This is a genomic window from Bradyrhizobium sp. USDA 336 (assembly GCF_044908355.1).
GTDB classification, from domain to species: domain Bacteria; phylum Pseudomonadota; class Alphaproteobacteria; order Rhizobiales; family Xanthobacteraceae; genus Bradyrhizobium; species Bradyrhizobium yuanmingense.
On the sequence record NZ_JBIYDC010000002.1, the window covers coordinates 6699147 to 6720388 of the forward strand.

Below are 21242 nucleotides of genomic sequence, written 5' to 3' on the forward strand. Positions count from 1 at the left end.
TGATGACCGACATATTATAAGAGAATGAGCCGGCCGGCGCAGCCCTGGCTCACGCAGGGCTCACCATGGCAGGCCGCATAGGTCGATGGTGCCCAGCGTCGGCGCGCGCACGATGTGGAAGACATAGGGCGCCATGTAGGTGAACCGGATCCGCCCTTCCGGCTGTTCGCAATAGACCTCGCCTTTGAACGGCAGCCAGCTCCGGGCCTCGTAGAACGCGAAATTGTGCGGCTCGCAGAACAGTAGGGCGAACCGAACCGCCTCGTTGGCGCGCATGGTATGCACCGCCGCGTCGATCGCCATGGTCGCATAGCCACGGCCGCGCTGGTCCTCGCGCGTGGAGACGCCGCCGATGCCGCCGATATGAATCTTCTGTCCGTTCCAGGTGATGGTGCGGAAGTAGATGCCGACATGGCACACGAGACCATCCTCGGGCGTCTCGACCAGCACGCGGAGATCGGCATTGGCCCATTTGACATGGGCCCAGGGCTTGCCTGCGACGAATTGCGGTGCCCAGACCGCCTGAAGTAGCGGCTCGGCGATCGGCCACGAGGCGTCGCCGTTCAATATGTCGATCTCGATGCTCATGGCCTCGTCCTCCACAGCTCCGCTTCGTGGCGCGTTTGTTCTGTCTTAAGCGCCTCAAAGGCAATGATATTTTACAGCGAACCGCAGGTCTGATCGACGGCGGCCGGTTGCGACGAATTTGTGCATTCAAGCAGGACGCGCCAAGTCACGCCTTTTCGCAAATTCTGAGGTATTTAATGGCGGCGGAACCTTCTATAAGGGGTGACCGTTAGAACTCGTTCCCCACCAGTTGCGGACAAGAAGCCATGACCTTTACGCTGCCCCCACTCCCTTACGCCTATGACGCCCTCGGCCAGTACATGTCGAAGGAGACGCTGGAATATCACCACGACAAGCATCATCAGGCCTACGTCACCAACGGCAACAACGCGCTCAAGGGGACCGAATGGGAAGGCAAGTCCCTTGAGGAGATCGTCAAGGGCTCGTTCGGCAAGAATCCCGCGGTGTTCAACAATGCCGGCCAGCACTACAACCACATCCACTTCTGGAGCTGGATGAAGCCCAATGGCGGCGGCACCAAGCTGCCGGGCAAGCTCGAGAAGAAGATCAACGAGGACCTCGGCGGCTTCGAGAAGTTCAAGACGGACTTCCAGGCGGCCGGCGTCGGCCAATTCGGCTCCGGCTGGTGCTGGCTCCAGGTCAAGAATGGCAAGCTCGAGATCTCCAAGACCCCGAACGGCGAGAATCCGCTGGTGCACGGCGCCACCCCGATCCTCGGCTGCGACGTCTGGGAGCACTCCTACTACATCGACTATCGCAACCGGCGTCCCGATTATCTCAAGGCGTTCGTCGAGAACCTCGTGAACTGGGAATACGTGGAGTCCCTGTTCGAGAAGGCGTAACAGGTGTCATTCCGGGGCGCGCGAAGCGCGAGCCCGGAATCCATTTGTCTGCTCGGATGACGCCCGATGGATTCCGGGTTCGGGCTGACGCGCCGCCCCGGAATGACAGAAACAAAGGCGGTCGCAGGCGCGGCCGCCTTTTTGCTGTGCGGAATTGCCCTGCGCGGCGCGCGCATGGGTCTGTCGTCACACCGTTTGCATCGGGGGAACACCGCCCTTAATCAGGACGGGCATCACCCTCGAGCGACTCTAGCCCGTTGTCAGAACCTTCCCCGAACAATCCGGCGCCTGGCGGCGACGCGGAATCCGAGCCGCGGCCGGGCCGGGTCCGCAAGCCGATCGGCTGGTCGACCATCATCATCGCAGCTCTGGTGGCGGTGAGTGCAGCACTGGTCTGGCGGCGGGACGGCACTGACGGCGTTCTGGACATCCTCACCCACGATCTCTCGTTGTTCTCCGGCATCCTGCCGCGCGTGCTCGCCGGCTGCCTGTTAGGGGCCTTCATCTCGGAAATCCTGCCGCACGAGAAGGTCTCGCGCTCGCTCGGGCCGAAATCCGGCCTGATGGGCCTGCTGATCGGCACCGCCTTCGGCGCAATTCTGCCCGGCGGTCCCTTCACGGCCTACCCGGTGGCTAGTGCGCTGCTCGCGGTCGGCGCCGATTTCGGCGCCACCATCGCCATGGTCGTGAGCTGGACGCTGATCGGCTATGGCCGGGCGGTCGCCTGGGAAATCCCGATCATGGGCACCGATTTCACGCTGTGGCGGATCGTGATCTCGCTGCCGCTGCCGGTGCTCGCCGGCGCCCTCGGCCGCTTCGTCTATGTCAGGCTCTATCCGAAGCCGCTCGCGAAGGACGACGAGAGTTGAGCGCAGCGCTTCTGATCGACGTCCTGCTGTGGGGTTCGGTGCTCGGCGTCGGACTGATCGCCTTTCGTCGTGGGCGCCCGGTGTTCGTGGCCTCCTTGCGCGAAGGTACGATGGATTTCGTCAACATCGTGCCGCGGATCGCGCTTGGCGTGATCGGCTCCGGCTACATCGCCGCCATCATCCCGCAGGAGGTGATCACCAGCTGGCTCGGCCCGGATAGCGGCTGGCTCGGGGTTGCCACCGCTGTGGTCGCCGGCGCCGCCACGCCCGGCGGCCCCGTGGTCGGCTTTTCCATCGGCGCGGTGGCGCTGAAGTCGGGCGGCGGCGTGCCGCAGGTGGTCGCCTACGTCGTCGCCTGGGCGCTGTTCGCCTTCCAGCGGGTGATCCTGTGGGAGATCCCGTTCATGCCGGCCCGTTTCGTCTGGTTCCGCTGCGCCGTGTCGGTGCCGTTTCCGTTCGTGGCGGCCGCTATCGCCATGGTGATCGGCAAGCCGTGAAGCGGAATGGCAGCCCGCCGTGGACAGTCGTAATGTTATAATATAACGTCCGCAAATGGCTCCCGCCGCGTCTCACGCCCACCAGCACGACCATGCTCATGGCCATTCCCATGGTCACGGCCATGGACATTCGCACGGGCACGATCACGCCCACGCCCATGTCCACGATGCGGCCTCGCCGCATCCGGCCCAGGCCGCGCCCTGGTCGATCCTGCGCATGACCATGGCGGGCCGCCTCGCGGCCGCGCTCGCCGTCTGTGCCGTGCTGTGGGGCATCGTCTTGCTGGCGATGAGGTGACGATGGCCGCGTTGCACTTTCACAACGTCACGCTCGGCTATGACCGGCACCCCGCCGTGCATCATCTCAGCGGCGAGGTCGCGCCGGGCGCGCTGGTCGCGGTGATCGGCCCGAACGGGGCCGGCAAGTCGACGCTGCTGCGCGGCATCGTCGGCATCCTGAGGCCGCTCGACGGGACGATCCATCTCGGCGGGCTCGATGCCCGCGACGTCGCCTATCTGCCGCAGAGCGCGGAGATCGATCGCAGCTTCCCGATCTCGGTGTTCGATTTCGTCGGCACCGGGCTGTGGCGCGGCACAGGCTTGTTCGGCGGCATCGGCAAGGCCGCGCGCGACAAGATTCTCCGGGCAATCGGAGCCGTTGGCCTCAGCGGTTTCGAGAACCGCCCGATCGGCACGCTCTCCGGCGGTCAGATGCAGCGCGTGCTGTTCGCCCGTGTGCTGCTCCAGGATGCCAGCCTGATCGTACTCGACGAGCCCTTCAACGCCATCGACAGCAAGACCACCGCCGATCTGCTCGCGCTGGTGAGGCGCTGGCATGGCGAGGGTCGCACCGTGCTCGCCGCGCTGCACGACATGGAGATGGTGCGCAATCATTTCACCGAAACGCTGGTGCTGGCGCGCGGCCCCGTCGCGTGGGGCCCGACGGCGGAGGTGCTGACGCCGGAAAATCTGCTGGTCGCGATGCGGATGTGCGAGGCCTTCGACGACAGCGCCGCGGCCTGCGCGGCCGATGATATCAGCTCGCGGGCGGCCTGATATCCGATGCTCTATGACGCGCTGATCGGTCCGTTCACCGAATTCGAGTTCATGCGGCGCGCGCTCGCCGCGGTGATCGCGTTGGCGCTGGCGGGGGCGCCGATCGGCGTGTTCCTGATGCTGCGGCGGATGAGCCTCGTCGGCGACGCCATGGCGCACGCGATCCTGCCTGGCGCGGCGGTCGGTTTCCTGCTCTCCGGCCTCAATCTGTTCGCGATGACGGCCGGGGGCCTGGTCGCCGGCTTTGCCGTCGCGATCCTCGCTGGTGTGGTCGCACGCTCGACCGGGCTGAAGGAGGACGCCTCGCTCGCGACCTTTTATCTCGCTTCGCTTGCGCTCGGCGTCACCATCGTCTCCATCAAGGGCACCAACATCGATCTCCTGCACGTGCTGTTCGGCAACATCCTCGCGATGGACGACCAGACCCTGCTGGTGGTGGCCTTCAACGCCACGGTGACGCTGCTGGTGCTCGCGGTGATCTATCGCCCGCTCGTGATCGAGAGCGTCGATCCGCTGTTCCTGCGCACGGTGAGCCGGGCCGGCGGCCCGGCCCATCTCGCCTTCCTGGCGCTGGTCGTCATCAACCTCGTCAACGGCTTCCAGGCGCTGGGCACGCTGCTGGCGGTGGGTCTGATGATCCTGCCTGCGGGCATCGCAAGGTTCTGGTCGCGCGATCTCACCGCGATGATCTGCATCGCCGTCATTGCTGCTGCGGTGTCCGGCTATGCCGGCCTTGTGCTCTCGTTCCAGACCCGCGTGCCTTCGGGCCCCGCGATCATCCTCGTGGCGACGGTGCTCTACATCGTCTCCGTCCTGTTCGGCCGCGTCGGCGGCATCGTCCGGCAGCTGTTTCCCGGCCGGCATCTGGAAGCATGACGATGCGTTTCATCCTGGTTTGTGCGCTGTTGCTGATCGCCTCGCCGCTTGAGGCCGCGGAGCGGCTCAACGTCGTCGCGAGCTTCTCGATCCTCGGCGATTTCGTCCGCAATGTCGGTGGTGACCGCATCAACCTGACGACGCTGGTCGGGCCCGACGGCGATGTCCACGTCTATGCGCCGACCCCTAGCGATGCCAAGCGGGTCGCGGCGGCGAAGCTCGTCATTGTCAACGGGCTCGGGCTGGAGGGCTGGCTGCCGCGCCTCGTGCAATCCTCCGGCAGCAAGGCGAAGGTCGTGACTGCAAGCGCCGGCATCACGCCGCTGAAAATGGGTGCGGCCGCTGATCCCCACGCCTGGCAGTCCATCCCGAACGCCAGGATCTACGTCACCGACATTGCAAGCGCGCTCGCCGCGGCCGCTCCTGACGACGCGGAGTTCTTCCGCGGCCAGGTCAAGGCCTATCTGGAAAAGCTCGAAACACTGGACCGCGAGGTCCGCGACGCCGTCGCAAAAATCCCGCCGGAGCGGCGCAAGGTCATCTCCACCCACGATGCCTTCGGCTATTTTTCCGCCGAGTACGGTATCCGGTTCATCGCCCCCCGGGGCGTCTCCACGGAGACCGAGCCGAGCGCGCGAGATATCGCCGCCATCATCGGCCAGATCAAGGCCCAGAAAATCCCCGCCGTATTCCTTGAAAATATCAGCGATGATCGCCTGATCCGGCGGATCGCCGCCGAGACCGGCGCCAAGGTCGGCGGCACCCTGATTTCGGACGGTTTGACCGGCGAAAAGGGCCCCGCACCCACTTACATTGACATGGTCAGGCACAATATAAAGGCCCTGACCAGCGCGCTTGACCATTAGGGCAGGGGCCACCCGCCTCGCGTCGCGCGAAAAAGCCTTGAAGTCCGGAGTTGTTATGTCTGACGCGACCTCCCAGAAGATTCCCGTGACCGTGCTGACCGGCTATCTCGGTGCCGGCAAGACCACGCTGCTCAACCGTATCCTGTCGGAGAACCACGGCAAGAAATACGCCGTCATCGTCAACGAATTCGGCGAGATCGGCATCGACAACGACCTCATCATCGGCGCCGATGAGGAAGTGTTCGAGATGAACAACGGCTGCATCTGCTGCACCGTACGGGGCGACCTCGTCCGCATCATGGACGGCCTGATGAAGCGCAAGGGCAAGTTCGACGCCATCATCGTCGAGACCACTGGCCTCGCTGATCCCGCGCCGGTCGCGCAGACCTTCTTCGTCGACGAGGATGTGCAGAAAAACGCCCGGCTCGATGCGGTCGTGACGGTCGCCGACGCCAAATGGCTGTCCGACCGGTTGAAGGATGCACCCGAGGCCAAGAACCAGATCGCCTTTGCCGACGTCATCGTTCTGAACAAGACCGACCTCGTCAACAAGGGCGAGCTCGCCGAGGTCGAGGCCCGTATCCGCGGCATCAATCCGTATGCGAAGCTGCATCGCACCGAGCGCTGCGCGGTGGCGCTGGCCGACGTGCTCGACCGCGGAGCGTTCGATCTCGACCGCATCCTCGACATCGAGCCGGCTTTCCTGGAGGCCGACGATCATGACCACGACCATGATCATCACCATCATCACGGCCACGACCACCATCATCACCATGATAACGGTCACGGCCTGAAGCACTATCACGACGAGGAGATGCAGTCGCTCTCGCTCAAGACCGACAAGCCGCTCGATCCCAACGTGTTCATGCCCTGGCTGCAGAACCTGGTGCAGGTCGAGGGCGGCAAGATTCTGCGCTCCAAGGGCATCCTCGCCTTCCACGACGACGACGACCGCTACGTCTTCCAGGGCGTCCATATGATGCTGGAGGGCAACCACCAGCGGAAGTGGAAGGAGGGCGAGCCGCGCGAGAGCCGCCTCGTCTTCATCGGCCGCGAATTGCCCGAAGAGGCGATCCGCAAGGGTTTCGAGAGCTGCATCGTCTCGTGATGAAAGAGTTTACGCCCGCGCCCGAGTCCGCTTCGATCGTTTCCGTCACCGACCGCGTCAAGCCGATTGCGCTCGGCATGGCAGTGACCTCGGTGCATTTCCTGAAGGATCGCGCCGCCTTCGTCGGCGGCGAGGAGAACGTCGCATTCGTCGATGCCAATTGCGAGATCACCACGGTTGCCGTGCATAGCGGCGGCATTCTCTCGACCGCCTCCGACGGCAAGCGCCTCGTCATGGGCGGCGACGACGGCAAGGTCGTCTCGCTCGATGCCAAGGGCGAGGTGACGCTGCTCGCCACCGATCCCAAGCGGCGCTGGATCGACGCGGTGGCGCTGCACGCCGACGGCGCCTTCGCCTGGTCGGCCGGCAAGACCGCGACCGTCAAGAGCGGCAAGGCCGAGGAGAAGTCGATCGACGTGCCCTCGACCGTCGGCGGCCTTGCCTTCGCGCCGAAGGGCCTGCGGCTCGCTATCGCGCATTACAACGGCGTGACGCTGTGGTTTCCGAACATGGCGGGATCGGCCGAATTCCTGCCCTGGGCCGGCTCGCATCACGCGGTCACCTTCAGCCCCGACAACAAATTCCTGGTCACCGCGATGCACGAGCCGGCGCTGCACGGCTGGCGGCTCGCCGACAACAGACACATGCGCATGACCGGCTATCCGGGCCGCGTCCGCTCGATGTCGTGGAGCGCCGGCGGCAAGGGGCTGGCGACCTCGGGCGCCGACACGGTGATCATCTGGCCGTTCGGCAGCAAGGACGGTCCGATGGGCAAGGAGCCCGCGATGCTCGCGCCGCTGCAGGCGCGCGTCTCCGCGGTCGCCTGTCATCCCAAGAACGACATTCTCGCCGCCGGTTACAGCGATGGTACGGTGCTGATGGTCCGGCTGGAGGATGGCGCGGAGATCCTGGTCCGCCGCAACGGCACGCCGCCCGTGGCCGCGATCGGCTGGAATGCGAAGGGCACGCTGCTGGCTTTTGCCGACGAAAATGGGGACGGCGGTCTGCTCGAGCTTTAATCTGTCATCGTTCCAGCCGTAGGGTGGGCAAAGGCGCTCTTGCGCCGTGCCCACCATTCTCTCCGCAACGCAAGAATCGTGGGCACGTCGCGCAAAGAGCGCGCCTTTGCCCACCCACGGCAGCTCAAATTCATGCGATTTCTGACGACCTTCCAGCTTGCCGACTTTGGCGACACCCTGGTCAGCCTGATCACGGCCTTCGTGCTGGGTACGCTGATCGGCGCCGAGCGGCAATACCGTCAGCGCACCGCGGGGCTGCGCACCAACGTGTTGGTCGCAGTGGGCGCCGCCGCCTTCGTCGATCTCGCCATGCATCTGGACGGTGCCGAGGGTGCGGTCCGCGTGATCGCCTATGTCGTCTCCGGCATCGGCTTCCTGGGGGCCGGCGTCATCATGAAGCAGGGCATGGACGTGCGCGGGCTCAACACCGCGGCGACCCTGTGGGCCTCGGCCGCGGTCGGCTCCTGCGCCGGCGCCGACATGGTTGCGCAGGCGGCGGCGCTGACCGTGTTCGTCATCGCCGGCAACACCATGCTGCGTCCGCTGGTCAACGCCATCAACCGTATCCCGATGAACGAGAAGGCGCTGGAGGCGACCTATTATTTCAAGCTCGCGGTTGCGGTCGACGCCTTGCCCGACATGCGCGACCGCCTCGTCGACAAGCTCGAGGCGGCGAAATATTCGGTGGCCGACATTGAGGTCGCCGAGATCAGCGAAGGCATTCTGGAGATCGCTGCCAAGCTGGTTGCGACCGCGGTCGACCCGAACGAGCTGAACGCGGTCGCGACCGATCTGCAGCATTTGCCGGGCGTCCGGCATGCAACCTGGGAAGTCAGCACGACGGAGTAGCGCGGCGTTTTGGCGCGTGCCGGTGGGTTCCGCGCGTTTTCGGTTCCGGAACCGGCGCGCCCCAGTTTCGTTGATCCCGCGAACAAAGGCGGTGATGGACATGCCCGGCCGAGATGACAAGCGCACACTGAAGCTCAACCTGGCAATCGCTGGTGCACTGTTCGCAGCAGGCGTTGCGGTGTCGGTGATGTCCCTGGCGCAAATCCGCGCCGAAAGCCGCATGCAGCTGGCGCAGGCGACGCCCCCGCTCCAGGGCACCCCGTCCGACGAACAGAGCAAGGTGCCCGCGGAGGCGAAGCCCGGCGGTGATCGCCCGACGACGCCGGCCCCCGAGCCGGCACGGCCGGATCCGCAGACTCAGGGCGCGGCGACCAGGCCAGCGCTGCCGCCAGCGCCGGCCGAGAAGATCGCGCCGCCCATGGAGAAGAAGTAGTTTTTTTCCGGTCATTCCGGGGCGCGCGAAGCGCGAACCCGGAATCCATTTACCCGCAGAGTCTGCCGCCCGATGGATTCCGGGCTCGACGCCACGCGTCGCCCCGGAATGACGGGCGGAGAGAGCCCCGCCTCACCGCACCAGTATATTCCGGAACTGCCAGGGATCGCTGCTGTCGATATCCTCCGGGAACAGTCCCGGACGATCCGTCAGCGGCGTCCACTCAGTATAAAAGCCCTTCACCGGACCGAGATAGGGCAGCTGAATTTCGAGCAGGCGCTCGAAATCCATTTCGTCGGCCTCGACGATGCCTTCGTTCGGGTTCTCCAGCGCCCAGACCATGCCGCCGAGCACGGCGGAGGTCACCTGCAGGCCGGTGGCGTTCTGGTAGGGCGCGAGCTCGCGGGTCTCTTCGATCGACAGCTGCGAGCCGAACCAATAGGCGTTCTTGTCATGGCCGAACAGCAGCACGCCGAGCTCGTCGATGCCGTCGACGATCTCGTTCTCGTCGAGGATGTGGTGCTTCTCCTGCATCTTCCCGGCGCGGCCGAACATTTCATGCAGCGACAGCACGGCATCGTCGGCCGGATGGTAGGCATAGTGGCAGGTCGGCCGGTAGATCGCCTTGCCCGACGCATCGCGCACGGTGAAGTAATCGGCGATCGAGATCGACTCGTTATGGGTGACCAGGAAGCCGTACTGGGCTCCGCGGGTCGGGCACCAGGTGCGCACGCGCGTGTTGGCGCCGGGCTGCATCAGGTAGATGGCGGCGCCGCAGCCGGCTTCATGGGTGTGCGCATTCTCGGGCATCCATTTCTCGTGGGTGCCCCAGCCGAGCTCGGATGGTTGCATGCCTTCGGACAGGAAGCCTTCCACCGACCAGGTGTTGACGAAGACGTCAGGCTCCTTCGGCTTCTTCGAGCGCTGGGTGTCGCGCTCGGCGATGTGGATGCCCTTGATGCCGGCCTGCCGCATCAAATCCGCCCATTCGCCCTTGGTCTTCGGCCGGGGTGCATTGAGCTTCAGATCGGCGGCGACATTGAGCAGCGCCTGCTTGACGAAGAAGGAGACCATGCCGGGATTGGCGCCGCAGCAGGACACGGCCGTGGTCGAGCCGGCGGGACGGGCCTTTTTGGCGGCCAGCGTCGTTTCGCGCAACGCATAGTTTGAGCGCGCTTCCGGACCCTTCGAGGAATCGAAATAAAAACCGAGCCAGGGCTCGTTGACGGTGTCGATGTAGAGCGCGCCGAGCTCGTTGCAGAGCTCCATGATGTCGGTCGAGCCGGTATCGACTGACAGATTGACGCAAAAGCCCTGGCCGCCGCCCTCGGTGAGCAGCGGGGTCAGCACCTCGCGGTAATTGTCCTTGGTCAGGCCCTTCTGGATGAAGCGGACATTGTGCTTCTCACAAAGCGCCTTGCGGCCCTCGTCCTTGGGATCGAGCACGGTGATGCGCGACTTGTCGTAGTCGAGATGCCGCTCGATCAGGGGCAGCGTGCCTTTGCCGATGGAGCCGAAGCCGACCATGACGATGGGTCCGGTGATCTTCGCGTAGATCTGCGAGGGAGGGCTCATGGGATGGATTCTCCGGAACGTGCTGGCAGTGAGGATGGATCAGGCGCTGCGGCGCTTGTCAGATGCTGCGGCGCTTTTTAGACGCCGCGGCGCTTGGCGGTGACTTCGATCTCGACCTTCATCTCGGGCCTGGCGAGGGCAGAGACGACCAGCAACGTCGCCGCCGGCCTGATGTCGCCGAGGACCTCGCCGCAGACGGCGAAGTGGGCATCGATATAGCTGGCGTCGGTCACGTAATAGGTCGCACGGACGATATCGGCCATCTCGAATCCGCCCTCCTGCAGGGCGGCTGCGATGGTCTTGAAGCAGTTGCGTGACTGGCTCGTGACATCTGATGGCATCGTCATCGTGGTGTAGTCATAGCCGGTGGTTCCCGCGACGAAGGCGAACTCGCCGTCGATCACGGCACGGCTGTAGCCGACAGTCTTCTCGAGCGGGGAGCCGGTGGAGATCAGGCGACGGGACATGGTCATGGGCCTCGACTGAAGGGGTGTTTCGCGGGGTTAAAGGGCGTTTCCGGCGCCTGCGCAACCCCAAAGGAACGGGCCTCGCGCAGGCGCGGCAGGGCGTTGCTGGCTCGATGCGGCTGCGGTTGTACCTACCCCAGCGATCCCTCAGGCCGCGTGCGCCTCAGGCGCGCGAACCGACCTCCGTTTGGGCAGGGCCGCGCCGGTCGGGACAATCATCCCGGCGGCGCCATCGAGCGCGCCATCAGTGAACTCGATCGCCAGCAGGCGGTTGCGCTCGAACGGGCCGGGCAGCGACAGCCCGGCGGTCTTCTCGGCTGTGAAGCCGAAGCGGGCGTAATAGGGGGCATCGCCGAGCAGGATCACGGCGTGATGCCCGCGCGCCCGGGCGGCAGCCAGCGCTTGATGCATCAGCGCGGCGCCGATCCCGAGCTCGCGGCAGGCAGGGTCGACCGCCAGCGGTCCGAGGACCAGAGCGGGCCTGCCTCCGGCGCTGACATGCCACAGCCGCACGGTTCCCACGAGCTTGCCCTCGCGCATCGCCGACAGGGCAAGGCCTGCGGCGGGCGCGCGTCCGTCGCGCAGGCGCTGGCAGGTGCGGCCATGGCGGTTCTCGCCAAAGCAGGCATCGAGCAGCGCTTCACGCGTCGCGACGTCTCCAGCACGTTCCGCACGGATCACGAACGGAGCGGCTTTCGAGGTGAGGGCAATTTGCGGCTTCCGATGAGCAGTCATGGCACGTCAGTCCCCGCTTGAAGCGGCGTGCGCACAGCACGCCTGTCCAAGACGTCGTCAGAAATCGAGATGTTGGATGAGGAGCCGGCGGACCGGCTCCCGGGTTCGTCAGGCCTCTGGAAAACAGAGGCGGATCAGATGTGGTACGTCCGCAGCGGCGGAATGCCGTTGAACGCCACCGACGAGTAGGTCGACGTATAAGCCCCGGTGCCTTCGATCAGCACCTTGTCGCCGATCTCGAGCGTCACCGGAAGCGGATACGGGGTCTTCTCGTACAGCACATCGGCGCTGTCGCAGGTCGGACCTGCGAGCACGCACGGGGTCATGTCCGCGCCGTCGTGACGGGTGCGGATGGCGTAGCGGATCGACTCGTCCATGGTCTCGGCGAGACCGCCGAACTTGCCGATGTCCAGGTACACCCAGCGCACCTCGTCCTCATCGCTCTTCTTCGAGATGAGCACGACCTCGGATTCGATGATGCCGGCGTTGCCCACCATGCCGCGGCCCGGCTCTATGATGGTCTCCGGGATCTGGTTGCCGAAGTGCTTGCGCAGCGCGCGGAAGATCGAGCGGCCGTAGGTCACCACCGGCGGCACGTCCTTCAGGTACTTGGTCGGGAAGCCGCCGCCCATGTTGACCATGGACAAGTTGATGCCGCGCTCGGCGCAGTCGCGGAACACCTGCGAGGCCATCGCCAGCGCACGGTCCCACGCCTTCACCTTGCGCTGCTGCGAGCCGACATGGAAGGAGATGCCGCACGGCTCCAGGCCCAGGCGCTTGGCGGCGTCGAGCACCTCGACCGCCATCTCCGGGTCGCAGCCGAACTTGCGCGACAGCGGCCACTCGGCGCCGGCGCAGTCATAGAGGATGCGGCAGAACACCTTCGCGCCGGGGGCGGCACGAGCGACCTTCTCGACCTCGGCGGCGCAATCGACCGCGAACAGGCGAATGCCGAGCGCGAAGGCGCGCGCGATGTCGCGCTCCTTCTTGATCGTGTTGCCGAAGGAGATGCGGTCGGGCGTCGCACCCGCAGCCAGCGCCATCTCGATCTCAGCGACCGTGGCGGTGTCGAAGCAGGAGCCCATGGACGCCAGCAGGGCCAGCACTTCCGGCGCCGGGTTCGCCTTGACGGCATAGAACACGCGGCTGTCGGGCAGCGCCTTGGCGAAGCTCTGGTAATTGTCGCGCACGACCTCGAGGTCGACGACGAGGCACGGCTCGGTGTCGAGGCCTTCGTTGCGGCGGTTGCGCAGGAATTCCTGGATACGTTCGGTCATGGCACTCTCCAACGGTCCCAGCGACGGGAGCCGTATCAACGTGACGTCTGATGAGAGTGCTTCGGCCGCATCGCGCGATGGAGGCGCGCCGAGGCCAAAAAACTCAAACCAGACTGTGCTGCCGTGGATTGGTTGGGAGAGTTTCCCGCCCGCTCACCTGGCAATGAAGGACAAGCCTTTTCAGTAGCCCGCGCCGGCGTTGGACTGCCGGTAGAGACCAAAAAAGCCCGATCCGTCGTTGCTTTAAGTCGCGTCCCCCGTTGAGAGCGGGGTGCGCCGGTTCGCCTCCGGCTGCCAGTCACGGTTGCAAAGAGTGAAGTCACCTTCGACATGGCATCTCTTTGAGAGAGATGCTGGGCGCTCCGGGTTTGCTTCGGTCGCTCGACGTTTCAGTCTCGACTTCCGCACTTCCGAAGAGCCCCTCGGCTTCTTCACCCCTTGGCGGCTGTCCGGCCTCTTGTCCGGATACCTACCGACTGACACACGACCACAGGCACGTGCGAAATTGGGCAAGTCCGCACATAAGCGTTTTGACTCTGGTTCGCAAGAATTTTTTTAGGCTGCGGACAGGATTGCCTAACATCTGCTTGCGCGCTGTTGCGCGAGCGCCGCGGAAGATGAACGCGCGTTAAGTTTTCGCCGCGCTGCGCGTGCTGCCCGTGCGCGAGACGCGTCAGCCGCGCTTGGTGAAGGGCTCGATGCGCTGAGCGCCGCGGATGAAGGCGGTCATCACGAGCACGCCGAGTGCGAACAGCACGGCCTGCAGGATATGGGCGCCCTGGTCGCCGAGCCCGAACAGGATCGCGAGCGCCCAGCCGCCGGCAAACGCCGCGCCGAACACCTCCGCGCCGATCAAGATGGCGGCGCTGATGACGGTGATGACGCTGGACCAGACAATCTGGCGGGACGATGAAGAAGGCGCGTTCATGGCTTCAGAGGGTCCTGGCTTCGAGGGCCGCAATCTCCCCGAAAAGGAGGCTGGGGGCAAGGGCAAACGGCCCAAAAAAGCCCCACGCGTGCTATAGCTGGCCGCAACAATCGAGCCACGAAATCCGGGACTTGTGATGTCAGAACCCCGCCAAACTACGGAAGCCGAGACCAATCCGCTGCTGAAGGCCTGGGTGACGCCGTTCGCGACCCCGCCTTTCGACGAGATCAAGCCGGAGCATTTCCTGCCGGCCTTCGAGCAGGCCTTCGCCGACCACGCCGCCGAGATCGCGGCGATCACCAACGATCCCGCGGCACCAGATTTCGCCAACACCATTACGGCGCTGGAGCGCTCAGGCAAGCTCCTGAGCAAGGTCGCGGCGGTCTTCTACGACCTCGTCTCGGCGCATTCCAACCCGGCCATCCTCGAGATCGACAAGGAGGTTTCCTTGCGGATGGCGCGGCACTGGAATCCGATCATGATGAACGCCGTGCTGTTCGGCCGCATCGCCCATCTGCACGAGAACCGCGCGGGTCTCGGTCTCACGCCCGAGCAGCTCCGCCTCTTGGAACGTACTTACACCCGCTTCCACCGCGCCGGCGCCGGCCTCTCCGAGGAGGCCAAGACCCGGATGGCCGAGATCAACGAGCGGCTGGCCCAGCTCGGCACCGGCTTCAGCCACCATCTGCTCGGCGACGAGCAGGACTGGTTCCTGGAGCTTGGGGAGGCCGATCGCCAGGGCCTGCCGGAGAGCTTCGTCGCCAGCGCCAAGGCTGCGGCGGAAGAGCGCGGCATGGCAGGCAAGGCCATCGTCACGCTGTCGCGCTCCTCGGTCGAAACGTTTCTGAAGAGCTCCGCCCGGCGTGACCTCCGCGAGAAGGTCTACAAGGCCTTCATCGCGCGCGGCGACAACGGCAACGCCAATGACAACAATGCGACCATTGTCGAGATCCTGAAGCTGCGCGAGGAGAGCGCCGGGCTGCTGGGCTATCCGACCTACGCCGCCTACCGGCTCGAGGATTCCATGGCCAAGACGCCGGATGCGGTGCGCAGCCTTTTGGAGCGAGTCTGGAAGCCCGCGAGGGCGCGGGCGCTCGCCGACCGCGACGAGATGCAGGCGCTGATCGCGGAGGAGGGCGGCAATTTCAAGCTCGCCCCCTGGGACTGGCGCTTCTACGCCGAGAAGCTGCGTCTGCAGCGCGCCAATTTCGACGATTCCGCGATCAAGCCGTATCTCGGTCTCGACAACATGATCGCCGCCGCCTTCGACTGCGCCACGCGCCTGTTCGGCGTCACCTTCGAGGAGCGCAAGGACGTTCCGGTCTGGCACCCCGACGTCCGGGTCTGGGAGATGAAGGACGGGGGCGGCAAGCACAAGGCGCTGTTCTATGGCGACTACTTCGCCCGGCCGTCCAAGCGCTCCGGCGCCTGGATGACCTCGCTGCGCGACCAGCAGAAGCTCGACGGCGACGTCGCGCCGCTGGTTCTCAACATCTGCAATTTCGCCAAGGGCGCCGGCGGCGAGCCGTCGCTGCTGTCGCCCGACGATGCCCGCACCCTGTTCCACGAGTTCGGCCACGGCCTGCACGGCATGCTCTCCAACGTGACCTATCCCTCGCTGTCGGGCACCTCCGTGTTCACCGACTTCGTCGAGCTGCCGTCGCAGCTCTACGAGCACTGGCAGGAGCGGCCCGAGGTGCTGCAGAAGTTCGCCCGCCACTACCAGACCGGCGAGCCGCTGCCGGACGACCTGCTGCAACGCTTCCTCGCCGCGCGAAAATTCAACCAGGGCTTTGCCACGGTCGAGTTCGTCTCCTCGGCGCTGGTTGATCTGGAATTCCACACCCAGCCGGCCGCCGCCGCGCAGGATGTCCGCGCCTTCGAGAAACGCGAGCTGGAGAAGATCGGCATGCCCGAGGAGATCGCGCTGCGTCACCGGCCCACGCAATTCGGCCACATCTTCACCGGCGACCACTACGCCGCCGGCTATTACAGCTACATGTGGTCGGAGGTGATGGACGCCGACGCCTTCGGCGCGTTCGAGGAGGCCGGCGACATCTTCGATCCCGCTGTGGCCAAGCGCCTGCACGACGACATCTATTCGTCGGGCGGATCGGTCGATCCGGAAGCCGCCTACGAGTCCTTCCGCGGCCGCCCGCCGGAGCCGGATGCGCTGCTCCGCCGCCGCGGCCTGCTCGAAGACGCCAGGGCAGCCTGATGAGCATGCGCGCCCTGTTCGGATGCCTGCTCGCCGCCGCGATGACGCTCGCCGCGGGCGCGGCGAGCGCTCATCCGCATGTCTGGATCACCGCGACCAGCGAATTGCTGTATGCCGCCGATGGCAGCATCACCGGCGTGCGCCATGCCTGGACCTTCGACGACATGTTCTCGGCCTATGCGGTGCAGGGGCTCGAGAGCAAGACCAAGGGCACCTACACGAGTGAGGAGCTCAAGCCGCTGGCGCAGACCAATGTCGAGTCGCTGAAGGAATACGCCTACTTCACCTTCGCCAAGGCCGACGGCAAGAAGGAGCGGTTCCAGGAGCCGGTCGACTATTTCCTCGACTACAAGGATACGGTGCTGACCCTGCACTTCACCTTGCCGCTGAAGAACCCGGTCAAGCCCAGGCAGCTGGTGCTCGAAGTGTTCGACCGCTCCTTCTTCATCGACTTCCAGATGGCCAAGGACAGTCCGGTCAAGCTGGTCGGTGCGCCTGCGGGCTGCCAGATGAAGCTGGAGCGGCCGAACGACGGCACCGCGAGCGCCCAGAAGCTGAACGAGCAGACCTTCCTCAACGGCGAGAACTCGAATTTCGGCATGATGTTCGCCAACAAGATCACGGTGGATTGCCCTTGAAGCCGCAACTCTCTCCGCTTGCGCGCGGGCTGCTCGCCTCTGCCGCTGTGCTGCTGGTCGTGGCTATGGCCGATGCCGCGCTTCACGATCTCCTCGCGCAAAACCCGTTCGGCGCGCCGCGGCCCGCGCCGGCGGCCGAGCCCGAGGCCAGCGGCCTCATCGGCTGGCTCCTGACAAAACAGTCGGAATTCTATCGGCAGATGTCGGCAACCATCCGCGCCGCGAAGTCCGATGGGTCGGCGGTGTGGACGCTGCTCTTCATCTCGTTCGCCTATGGTATCTTCCACGCCGCCGGTCCCGGCCACGGCAAGGCCGTGATCGCGTCCTATCTGGTCGCCAACCGCGAGACGGCGCGGCGCGGCATCGCGCTGTCCTTTGCCTCGGCCCTGATGCAGTCGCTGGTCGCGATCCTCATCGTCGGCATCTCGGCCTGGGTGCTGAATGCGACGGCCAAGACGATGTGCAAGGCGGAAGGCGTGATCGAGATTGCGAGCTACGCCCTGATCGCGCTGTTCGGCCTGCGCCTGGTCTGGGTCAAAGGCCGCACCTTCATCGGCGCGTTTCAGGCCGCCCAGCCGGTGCCGGCGATCGCAGGCGTGCCGCACGACCATGATCACGATCATCACCATCATCGTGATAGGCATGATCATCATCACCACGATCACGGCCATGATCACCACCATGGCCACGGCCACGCTCACCATCACCATGGGCACGACCACGTTCATGACGAGCATTGCGGCCATTCCCACGGACCGACGCCAAGCGAACTCGCCGGCCCCGGCGGCTGGCGGCGCGGCTTCGCTGCGATCCTGACCGTCGGCATCCGCCCCTGCTCGGGCGCGATCCTGGTCCTGGTGTTCGCGCTGGCGCAGGGCCTGTTCTGGGCAGGGATCGCTGCGACCTTCCTGATGGGATTGGGCACCGCGATCACCGTGGCGGCCATCGCCGTTATCGCCGTCTCCGCCAAGGACATCGCCGCGCGCCTCAGCGCCGGACGCGACGGCGGTGGCGCGCTGTTCATGCGCGGCATCGAGTTCGGCGCCGCGGGTCTGGTCCTGCTGTTCGGCGTCGGCCTCCTGTTCGGCTACATCGCCGCCGAACGGACCACGTGTTTTTGAGTAGCCCCTGCGGTTCGCGGCGCTCAGTTGAGCACGATGATCGTGCACCTTGTTCCGTCATTGCGAGCGCAGCGAAGCAATCCAGAAAGCTCTCCGCAGCGGCAGTCTGGATTGCTTCGTCGCAAGGGCTCCTCGCAATGACGGGCATATATCTCGGTCGGGGGGAGTTAAGATGTCGCGCGAAAATTTCTGGTTCTTCCATCCGTTCCGGGTGCGCTATTCCGAGATCGACGGCCAGGGCGTCGTCTTCAACGCGCATTATTTGACCTATTTCGACACCACCATCACCGAATATTTCCGCGCGCTCGGCTTCGACCAATATGCGGATGCAAAGGCGAGCGGCATCGATTTCCACGTCGTCAAATCGCTGATCGAGTACAAGGCGCCTGTTAGGTTCGACTGGGAGCTCGACGTCGGCGCGCGCGTGGCGCGGATCGGCAATTCGAGCCTCCTGTTCGAGCTCGCCATCTTCCGGAAGGGCGGCACTGAGGCGCTGGTAACCGGCGAGATCGTCTGGGTCTACACGGACCAGAACACCCATCGTCCGGTCACGATCCCGGCATCAATGCGGGCACTGATCGCGACGCGAGAACGCCATCTTTCGGCGTGAAGTCGCTCACACCGGCAGAAACCGCTTCAATGCCGGCATGAAGAAGATACCGAGATTGATCGCAAAGCCGATGCTCCAGAGGATCGAGCGCAGCGTCGGGCGGTTGCCGAGATAGGTCAGGACATAGGCAATCCGCACGATCAGGAACAGCGCCGCGAGCTCGTCGATCAGCCGCTGCGGCGCTTCCCTGTACTCGGCGAGCAGCACCGCGAACGCAAAGAACGGAAACGTCTCGATGCCGTTCTGGTGCGCGCCGAGCGCGCGTTGCGACAGGGCGTCCTCATAGAAGGCGGGGTCGCGCGGCCGGGAATTGTCGAAGCGGCGAAACCTGATCCATTTGACCGAGACGATCGTTGACAGATAGAGCAGCAGCGCCCCGAAGACGCACCATTCCGCGAGTGTCATCCTGCCTCCCCCCGCTTGGGTGCGACCCTAGCGAACCCCGGCTCATCTTGACAAGTTCGGACCAACGCGCGACCCAACCGGTCATGAACAGCGTCCTCCCCCTCGAGACCGCGAAACCGGCCACCCGATCCGCCGTGCCGCGCGTCGGCGTGCTCCTGATCAATCTCGGAACGCCCGATACGGCCGATGCTCCGGGCGTGCGGGTCTACCTCAAGGAGTTCCTCAGCGACGCCCGCGTCATCGAGGACCAGGGCCTGATCTGGAAGCTGGTGCTGAACGGGATCATCCTGCGCAGCCGTCCGCGCACCAAGGCGCTCGACTACCAGAAGATCTGGAACAATGAGCGGAACGAGTCGCCGCTGAAAACCATCACCCGCTCGCAAAGCGACAAGCTCGCGGCCGCCTTGTCGGACCGCGACAACGTCGTCGTCGATTGGGCGATGCGCTACGGCAATCCGTCGATCAAGTCGGGCATCGCCGCGCTGATCGCGAAGGGCTGCGAGCGTATCCTGGCCGTGCCGCTCTATCCGCAATATTCGGCCTCGACCTCGGCGACCGTCTGCGACGAAGTCTTCCGCGTGCTCGCGCAGCTGCGGAACCAGCCGACTCTGCGGGTGACGCCGCCCTACTATGACGACGAAGCCTATATCGAGGCGCTCGCCGCCTCGATCGAGGGCCATCTGGCGACGCTGTCCTTCAAGCCGGAGCTGATCGTGGCATCCTTCCACGGCATGCCGAAAGCCTATGTCGACAAGGGCGATCCCTATCAGCAGCACTGCATCGCGACGACCGAGGCGCTGCGCCGCCGGCTCGGCATGGACGAGACCAAGCTGCTGCTGACCTTCCAGTCGCGCTTCGGCAACGACGAGTGGCTGCAGCCCTATACCGACAAGACCATGGAGCGGCTTGCCAAGGAGGGCGTGCGCCGCATCGCGGTGGTGACGCCGGGATTTTCCGCCGACTGCCTGGAGACGCTGGAGGAGATCGCGCAGGAGAACGCGGAGATCTTCAAGCACAATGGCGGCGAAGAGTTTTCCGCGATCCCCTGCCTCAACGACAGCGGACCGGGCATGGACGTGATCCGCACCCTGGTGCTGCGCGAGCTCCAGGGCTGGATCTGATGGGCATCCCATGAACCGCCGCCGGTGCCTGGCGCTTCTTGGGATGCTCGCGGCGCTGCCGGCCCCGGCCCTGGCGCAGCAGCCGAACGCGACGCGGCGGCTCGGCGTGCTCTCGGTCACGGCTGCCGACGATGCGATCGGCCAGACGCGCAGCATGGCCCTGATCGAAGTGCTCGCCGGCCAAGGCTGGAAGGAGCGCGACAATCTCAAGATCGATTGGCGCAACGGCGGCGGTGACCGCGCCCGCATCGCGCAGCTCGCCGACGAGCTGATCGCGCTCAAGCCTGACATCCTGCTTGCGGTCGGCACACCCTCCGTCGAAGAGCTGCGCCGGCGCACCACGACGATCCCGATCGTGTTCGCCGTCGTCACCGATCCCGTCAGCCAGGGCTTTGTCGAAAACCTCGCGCATCCCGGCGGCAATCTCACCGGCTTTACCGATTACGATGGTCCGCTGGCCGGCAAATGGCTGGAGATGCTGACGCAGGTCACGCCGAAGGTGTCCCGCGTTGCGGTCGTGTTCAACCCCGCCACCGCGCCGTTCGCGCCCCTGATGCTGCGCACCATCGAGGACGCCGGCCGCGCGCTCCATATGACGGTCGAGCCCGCGCCGGTGCATGACGCGGCCTCGATCGCGGCGCTGGCCTCGCGCAAGTCCGATGGGCTGCTGGTCCTGCCGGACTTCTTCACCATGGCCAACCGCGCGCAACTGCTCTCGGCGATCGCACAGGCGGGCGTGCCCGCGGTGTTCTGGAGCCGCACCTTCGTCGACGAGGGTGGGCTGATGTCCTACAGCACCGACAGCATCGAGCAGCTCCGCCGCGCCGCGGACTATATCGATCGGATCCTGAAGGGCGCACGGCCGGCCGACCTGCCGGTGCAGAATCCCACCAAGTTTGAGCTCGCGCTCAACCTGAAGGCGGCGAGAGCGCTCGGCGTCACGCTTTCCCCGGGCCTGCTTGCAATTGCGAATGACGTGATCGAATGAGCCCGTCCGTGACTGACGCCTCGCGACCGCTCTCTTGCTGTGTGTCTTGTGCAGAATTGCGCCGGTACCGACGTTACTTGCGACCGCTGAACCGGTAGGATCGTGATCCCGACCAATGACAGCGCCGGAAAGGGCTTTTTCCTGATTTCTTTTCCC

General features: G+C 65.2%; 24 protein-coding genes. 17 read left to right on the plus strand and 7 right to left on the minus strand.

Annotated features, from left to right (window positions below; translation table 11 throughout):
* Positions 1-60 precede the first annotated feature (60 nt).
* Entirely contained in the window at positions 61-588 is a 528-nt protein-coding gene (locus ABIA45_RS32370; RefSeq protein WP_157282935.1) for a GNAT family N-acetyltransferase, read from the minus strand.
* A 245-nt stretch (positions 589-833) separates the two neighbouring features.
* Between ABIA45_RS32370 and ABIA45_RS32375 the strand changes: the two genes are divergently transcribed.
* From ABIA45_RS32375 to ABIA45_RS32425, 11 genes are all read left to right on the plus strand, one after another.
* Positions 834-1430, plus strand: coding sequence for a superoxide dismutase (locus ABIA45_RS32375; protein WP_027573470.1), 597 nt, complete (start codon positions 834-836; stop codon positions 1428-1430).
* Between the two features lie 257 nt (positions 1431-1687).
* Complete coding sequence (locus tag ABIA45_RS32380) at positions 1688-2299, plus strand: permease (RefSeq protein ID WP_271545750.1); 612 nt, start codon at positions 1688-1690, stop codon at positions 2297-2299.
* Positions 2296-2796 (plus strand): hypothetical protein, encoded by a 501-nt coding sequence (locus tag ABIA45_RS32385; protein ID WP_404654798.1) that lies wholly within the window; start codon positions 2296-2298, stop codon positions 2794-2796. Before ABIA45_RS32380 ends, ABIA45_RS32385 begins: the two co-directional genes overlap by 4 nt.
* Before the next feature lie 55 nt (positions 2797-2851).
* Positions 2852-3094 (plus strand): hypothetical protein, encoded by a 243-nt coding sequence (locus tag ABIA45_RS32390; RefSeq protein WP_157282926.1) that lies wholly within the window; start codon positions 2852-2854, stop codon positions 3092-3094.
* 2 nt (positions 3095-3096) lie between these two features.
* Complete coding sequence (locus tag ABIA45_RS32395) at positions 3097-3852, plus strand: metal ABC transporter ATP-binding protein (protein WP_404654799.1); 756 nt, start codon at positions 3097-3099, stop codon at positions 3850-3852.
* Between the two features lie 6 nt (positions 3853-3858).
* Positions 3859-4728: a metal ABC transporter permease gene (locus tag ABIA45_RS32400; protein ID WP_404654800.1), complete on the plus strand. Its 870-nt coding sequence runs from the start codon at positions 3859-3861 to the stop codon at positions 4726-4728.
* Between the two features lie 2 nt (positions 4729-4730).
* A complete protein-coding gene (locus ABIA45_RS32405; protein WP_404655780.1) occupies positions 4731-5594 on the plus strand; it encodes a metal ABC transporter solute-binding protein, Zn/Mn family in 864 nt (287 codons plus the stop codon).
* A 55-nt stretch (positions 5595-5649) separates the two neighbouring features.
* Complete coding sequence (locus tag ABIA45_RS32410) at positions 5650-6702, plus strand: CobW family GTP-binding protein (protein WP_404654801.1); 1053 nt, start codon at positions 5650-5652, stop codon at positions 6700-6702.
* The gene (locus ABIA45_RS32415; RefSeq protein ID WP_271546503.1) at positions 6702-7721 is read left to right on the plus strand and encodes a WD40 repeat domain-containing protein; all 1020 of its coding nucleotides are present in this window, start codon (positions 6702-6704) and stop codon (positions 7719-7721) included. The genes ABIA45_RS32410 and ABIA45_RS32415 overlap by 1 nt, the downstream gene beginning before the upstream one ends.
* Before the next feature lie 132 nt (positions 7722-7853).
* Entirely contained in the window at positions 7854-8570 is a 717-nt protein-coding gene (locus ABIA45_RS32420) for an MgtC/SapB family protein (RefSeq protein ID WP_404654802.1), read from the plus strand.
* Positions 8571-8670: 100 nt separating this feature from the next.
* Positions 8671-9003: a hypothetical protein gene (locus ABIA45_RS32425; RefSeq protein WP_198399690.1), complete on the plus strand. Its 333-nt coding sequence runs from the start codon at positions 8671-8673 to the stop codon at positions 9001-9003.
* A 132-nt stretch (positions 9004-9135) separates the two neighbouring features.
* Here the strand turns inward: ABIA45_RS32425 and ABIA45_RS32430 are convergent, their stop codons facing one another.
* From ABIA45_RS32430 to ABIA45_RS32450, 5 genes are all read right to left on the minus strand, one after another.
* Complete coding sequence (locus ABIA45_RS32430) at positions 9136-10578, minus strand: homospermidine synthase (protein WP_271545741.1); 1443 nt, start codon at positions 10576-10578, stop codon at positions 9136-9138.
* 77 nt (positions 10579-10655) lie between these two features.
* Positions 10656-11045: a RidA family protein gene (locus ABIA45_RS32435; RefSeq protein WP_404655782.1), complete on the minus strand. Its 390-nt coding sequence runs from the start codon at positions 11043-11045 to the stop codon at positions 10656-10658.
* Positions 11046-11192: 147 nt separating this feature from the next.
* A complete protein-coding gene (locus ABIA45_RS32440) occupies positions 11193-11780 on the minus strand; it encodes a GNAT family N-acetyltransferase (protein ID WP_271545740.1) in 588 nt (195 codons plus the stop codon).
* Between the two features lie 134 nt (positions 11781-11914).
* On the minus strand, positions 11915-13057 hold the full coding sequence (locus tag ABIA45_RS32445; protein ID WP_157282899.1) for a type III PLP-dependent enzyme: 1143 nt from the start codon (positions 13055-13057) through the stop codon (positions 11915-11917).
* A 673-nt stretch (positions 13058-13730) separates the two neighbouring features.
* Positions 13731-13985, minus strand: coding sequence for a hypothetical protein (locus ABIA45_RS32450; protein ID WP_035997726.1), 255 nt, complete (start codon positions 13983-13985; stop codon positions 13731-13733).
* Positions 13986-14121: 136 nt separating this feature from the next.
* Between ABIA45_RS32450 and ABIA45_RS32455 the strand changes: the two genes are divergently transcribed.
* The 4 genes from ABIA45_RS32455 (at position 14122) to ABIA45_RS32470 (ending at position 18572) form a co-directional block, all read left to right on the plus strand.
* Positions 14122-16203, plus strand: coding sequence for a M3 family metallopeptidase (locus ABIA45_RS32455; protein ID WP_404654803.1), 2082 nt, complete (start codon positions 14122-14124; stop codon positions 16201-16203).
* Complete coding sequence (locus ABIA45_RS32460; protein ID WP_157282893.1) at positions 16203-16841, plus strand: DUF1007 family protein; 639 nt, start codon at positions 16203-16205, stop codon at positions 16839-16841. Before ABIA45_RS32455 ends, ABIA45_RS32460 begins: the two co-directional genes overlap by 1 nt.
* A complete protein-coding gene (locus ABIA45_RS32465; RefSeq protein WP_404654804.1) occupies positions 16838-17962 on the plus strand; it encodes a nickel/cobalt transporter in 1125 nt (374 codons plus the stop codon). Before ABIA45_RS32460 ends, ABIA45_RS32465 begins: the two co-directional genes overlap by 4 nt.
* A gap of 172 nt (positions 17963-18134) precedes the next feature.
* The gene (locus ABIA45_RS32470) at positions 18135-18572 is read left to right on the plus strand and encodes a thioesterase family protein (protein WP_275497821.1); all 438 of its coding nucleotides are present in this window, start codon (positions 18135-18137) and stop codon (positions 18570-18572) included.
* Between the two features lie 6 nt (positions 18573-18578).
* Here ABIA45_RS32470 and ABIA45_RS32475 read toward each other — a convergent pair whose 3' ends face one another.
* Positions 18579-18977: an MAPEG family protein gene (locus ABIA45_RS32475; protein ID WP_157282884.1), complete on the minus strand. Its 399-nt coding sequence runs from the start codon at positions 18975-18977 to the stop codon at positions 18579-18581.
* Positions 18978-19060: 83 nt separating this feature from the next.
* Between ABIA45_RS32475 and hemH the strand changes: the two genes are divergently transcribed.
* Both hemH and ABIA45_RS32485 read left to right on the plus strand, forming a co-directional pair.
* Positions 19061-20098 (plus strand): ferrochelatase, encoded by a 1038-nt coding sequence (gene hemH / locus ABIA45_RS32480; RefSeq protein WP_404654805.1) that lies wholly within the window; start codon positions 19061-19063, stop codon positions 20096-20098.
* Positions 20099-20108: 10 nt separating this feature from the next.
* A complete protein-coding gene (locus ABIA45_RS32485) occupies positions 20109-21086 on the plus strand; it encodes an ABC transporter substrate-binding protein (protein WP_404654806.1) in 978 nt (325 codons plus the stop codon).
* Positions 21087-21242 lie beyond the last annotated feature (156 nt).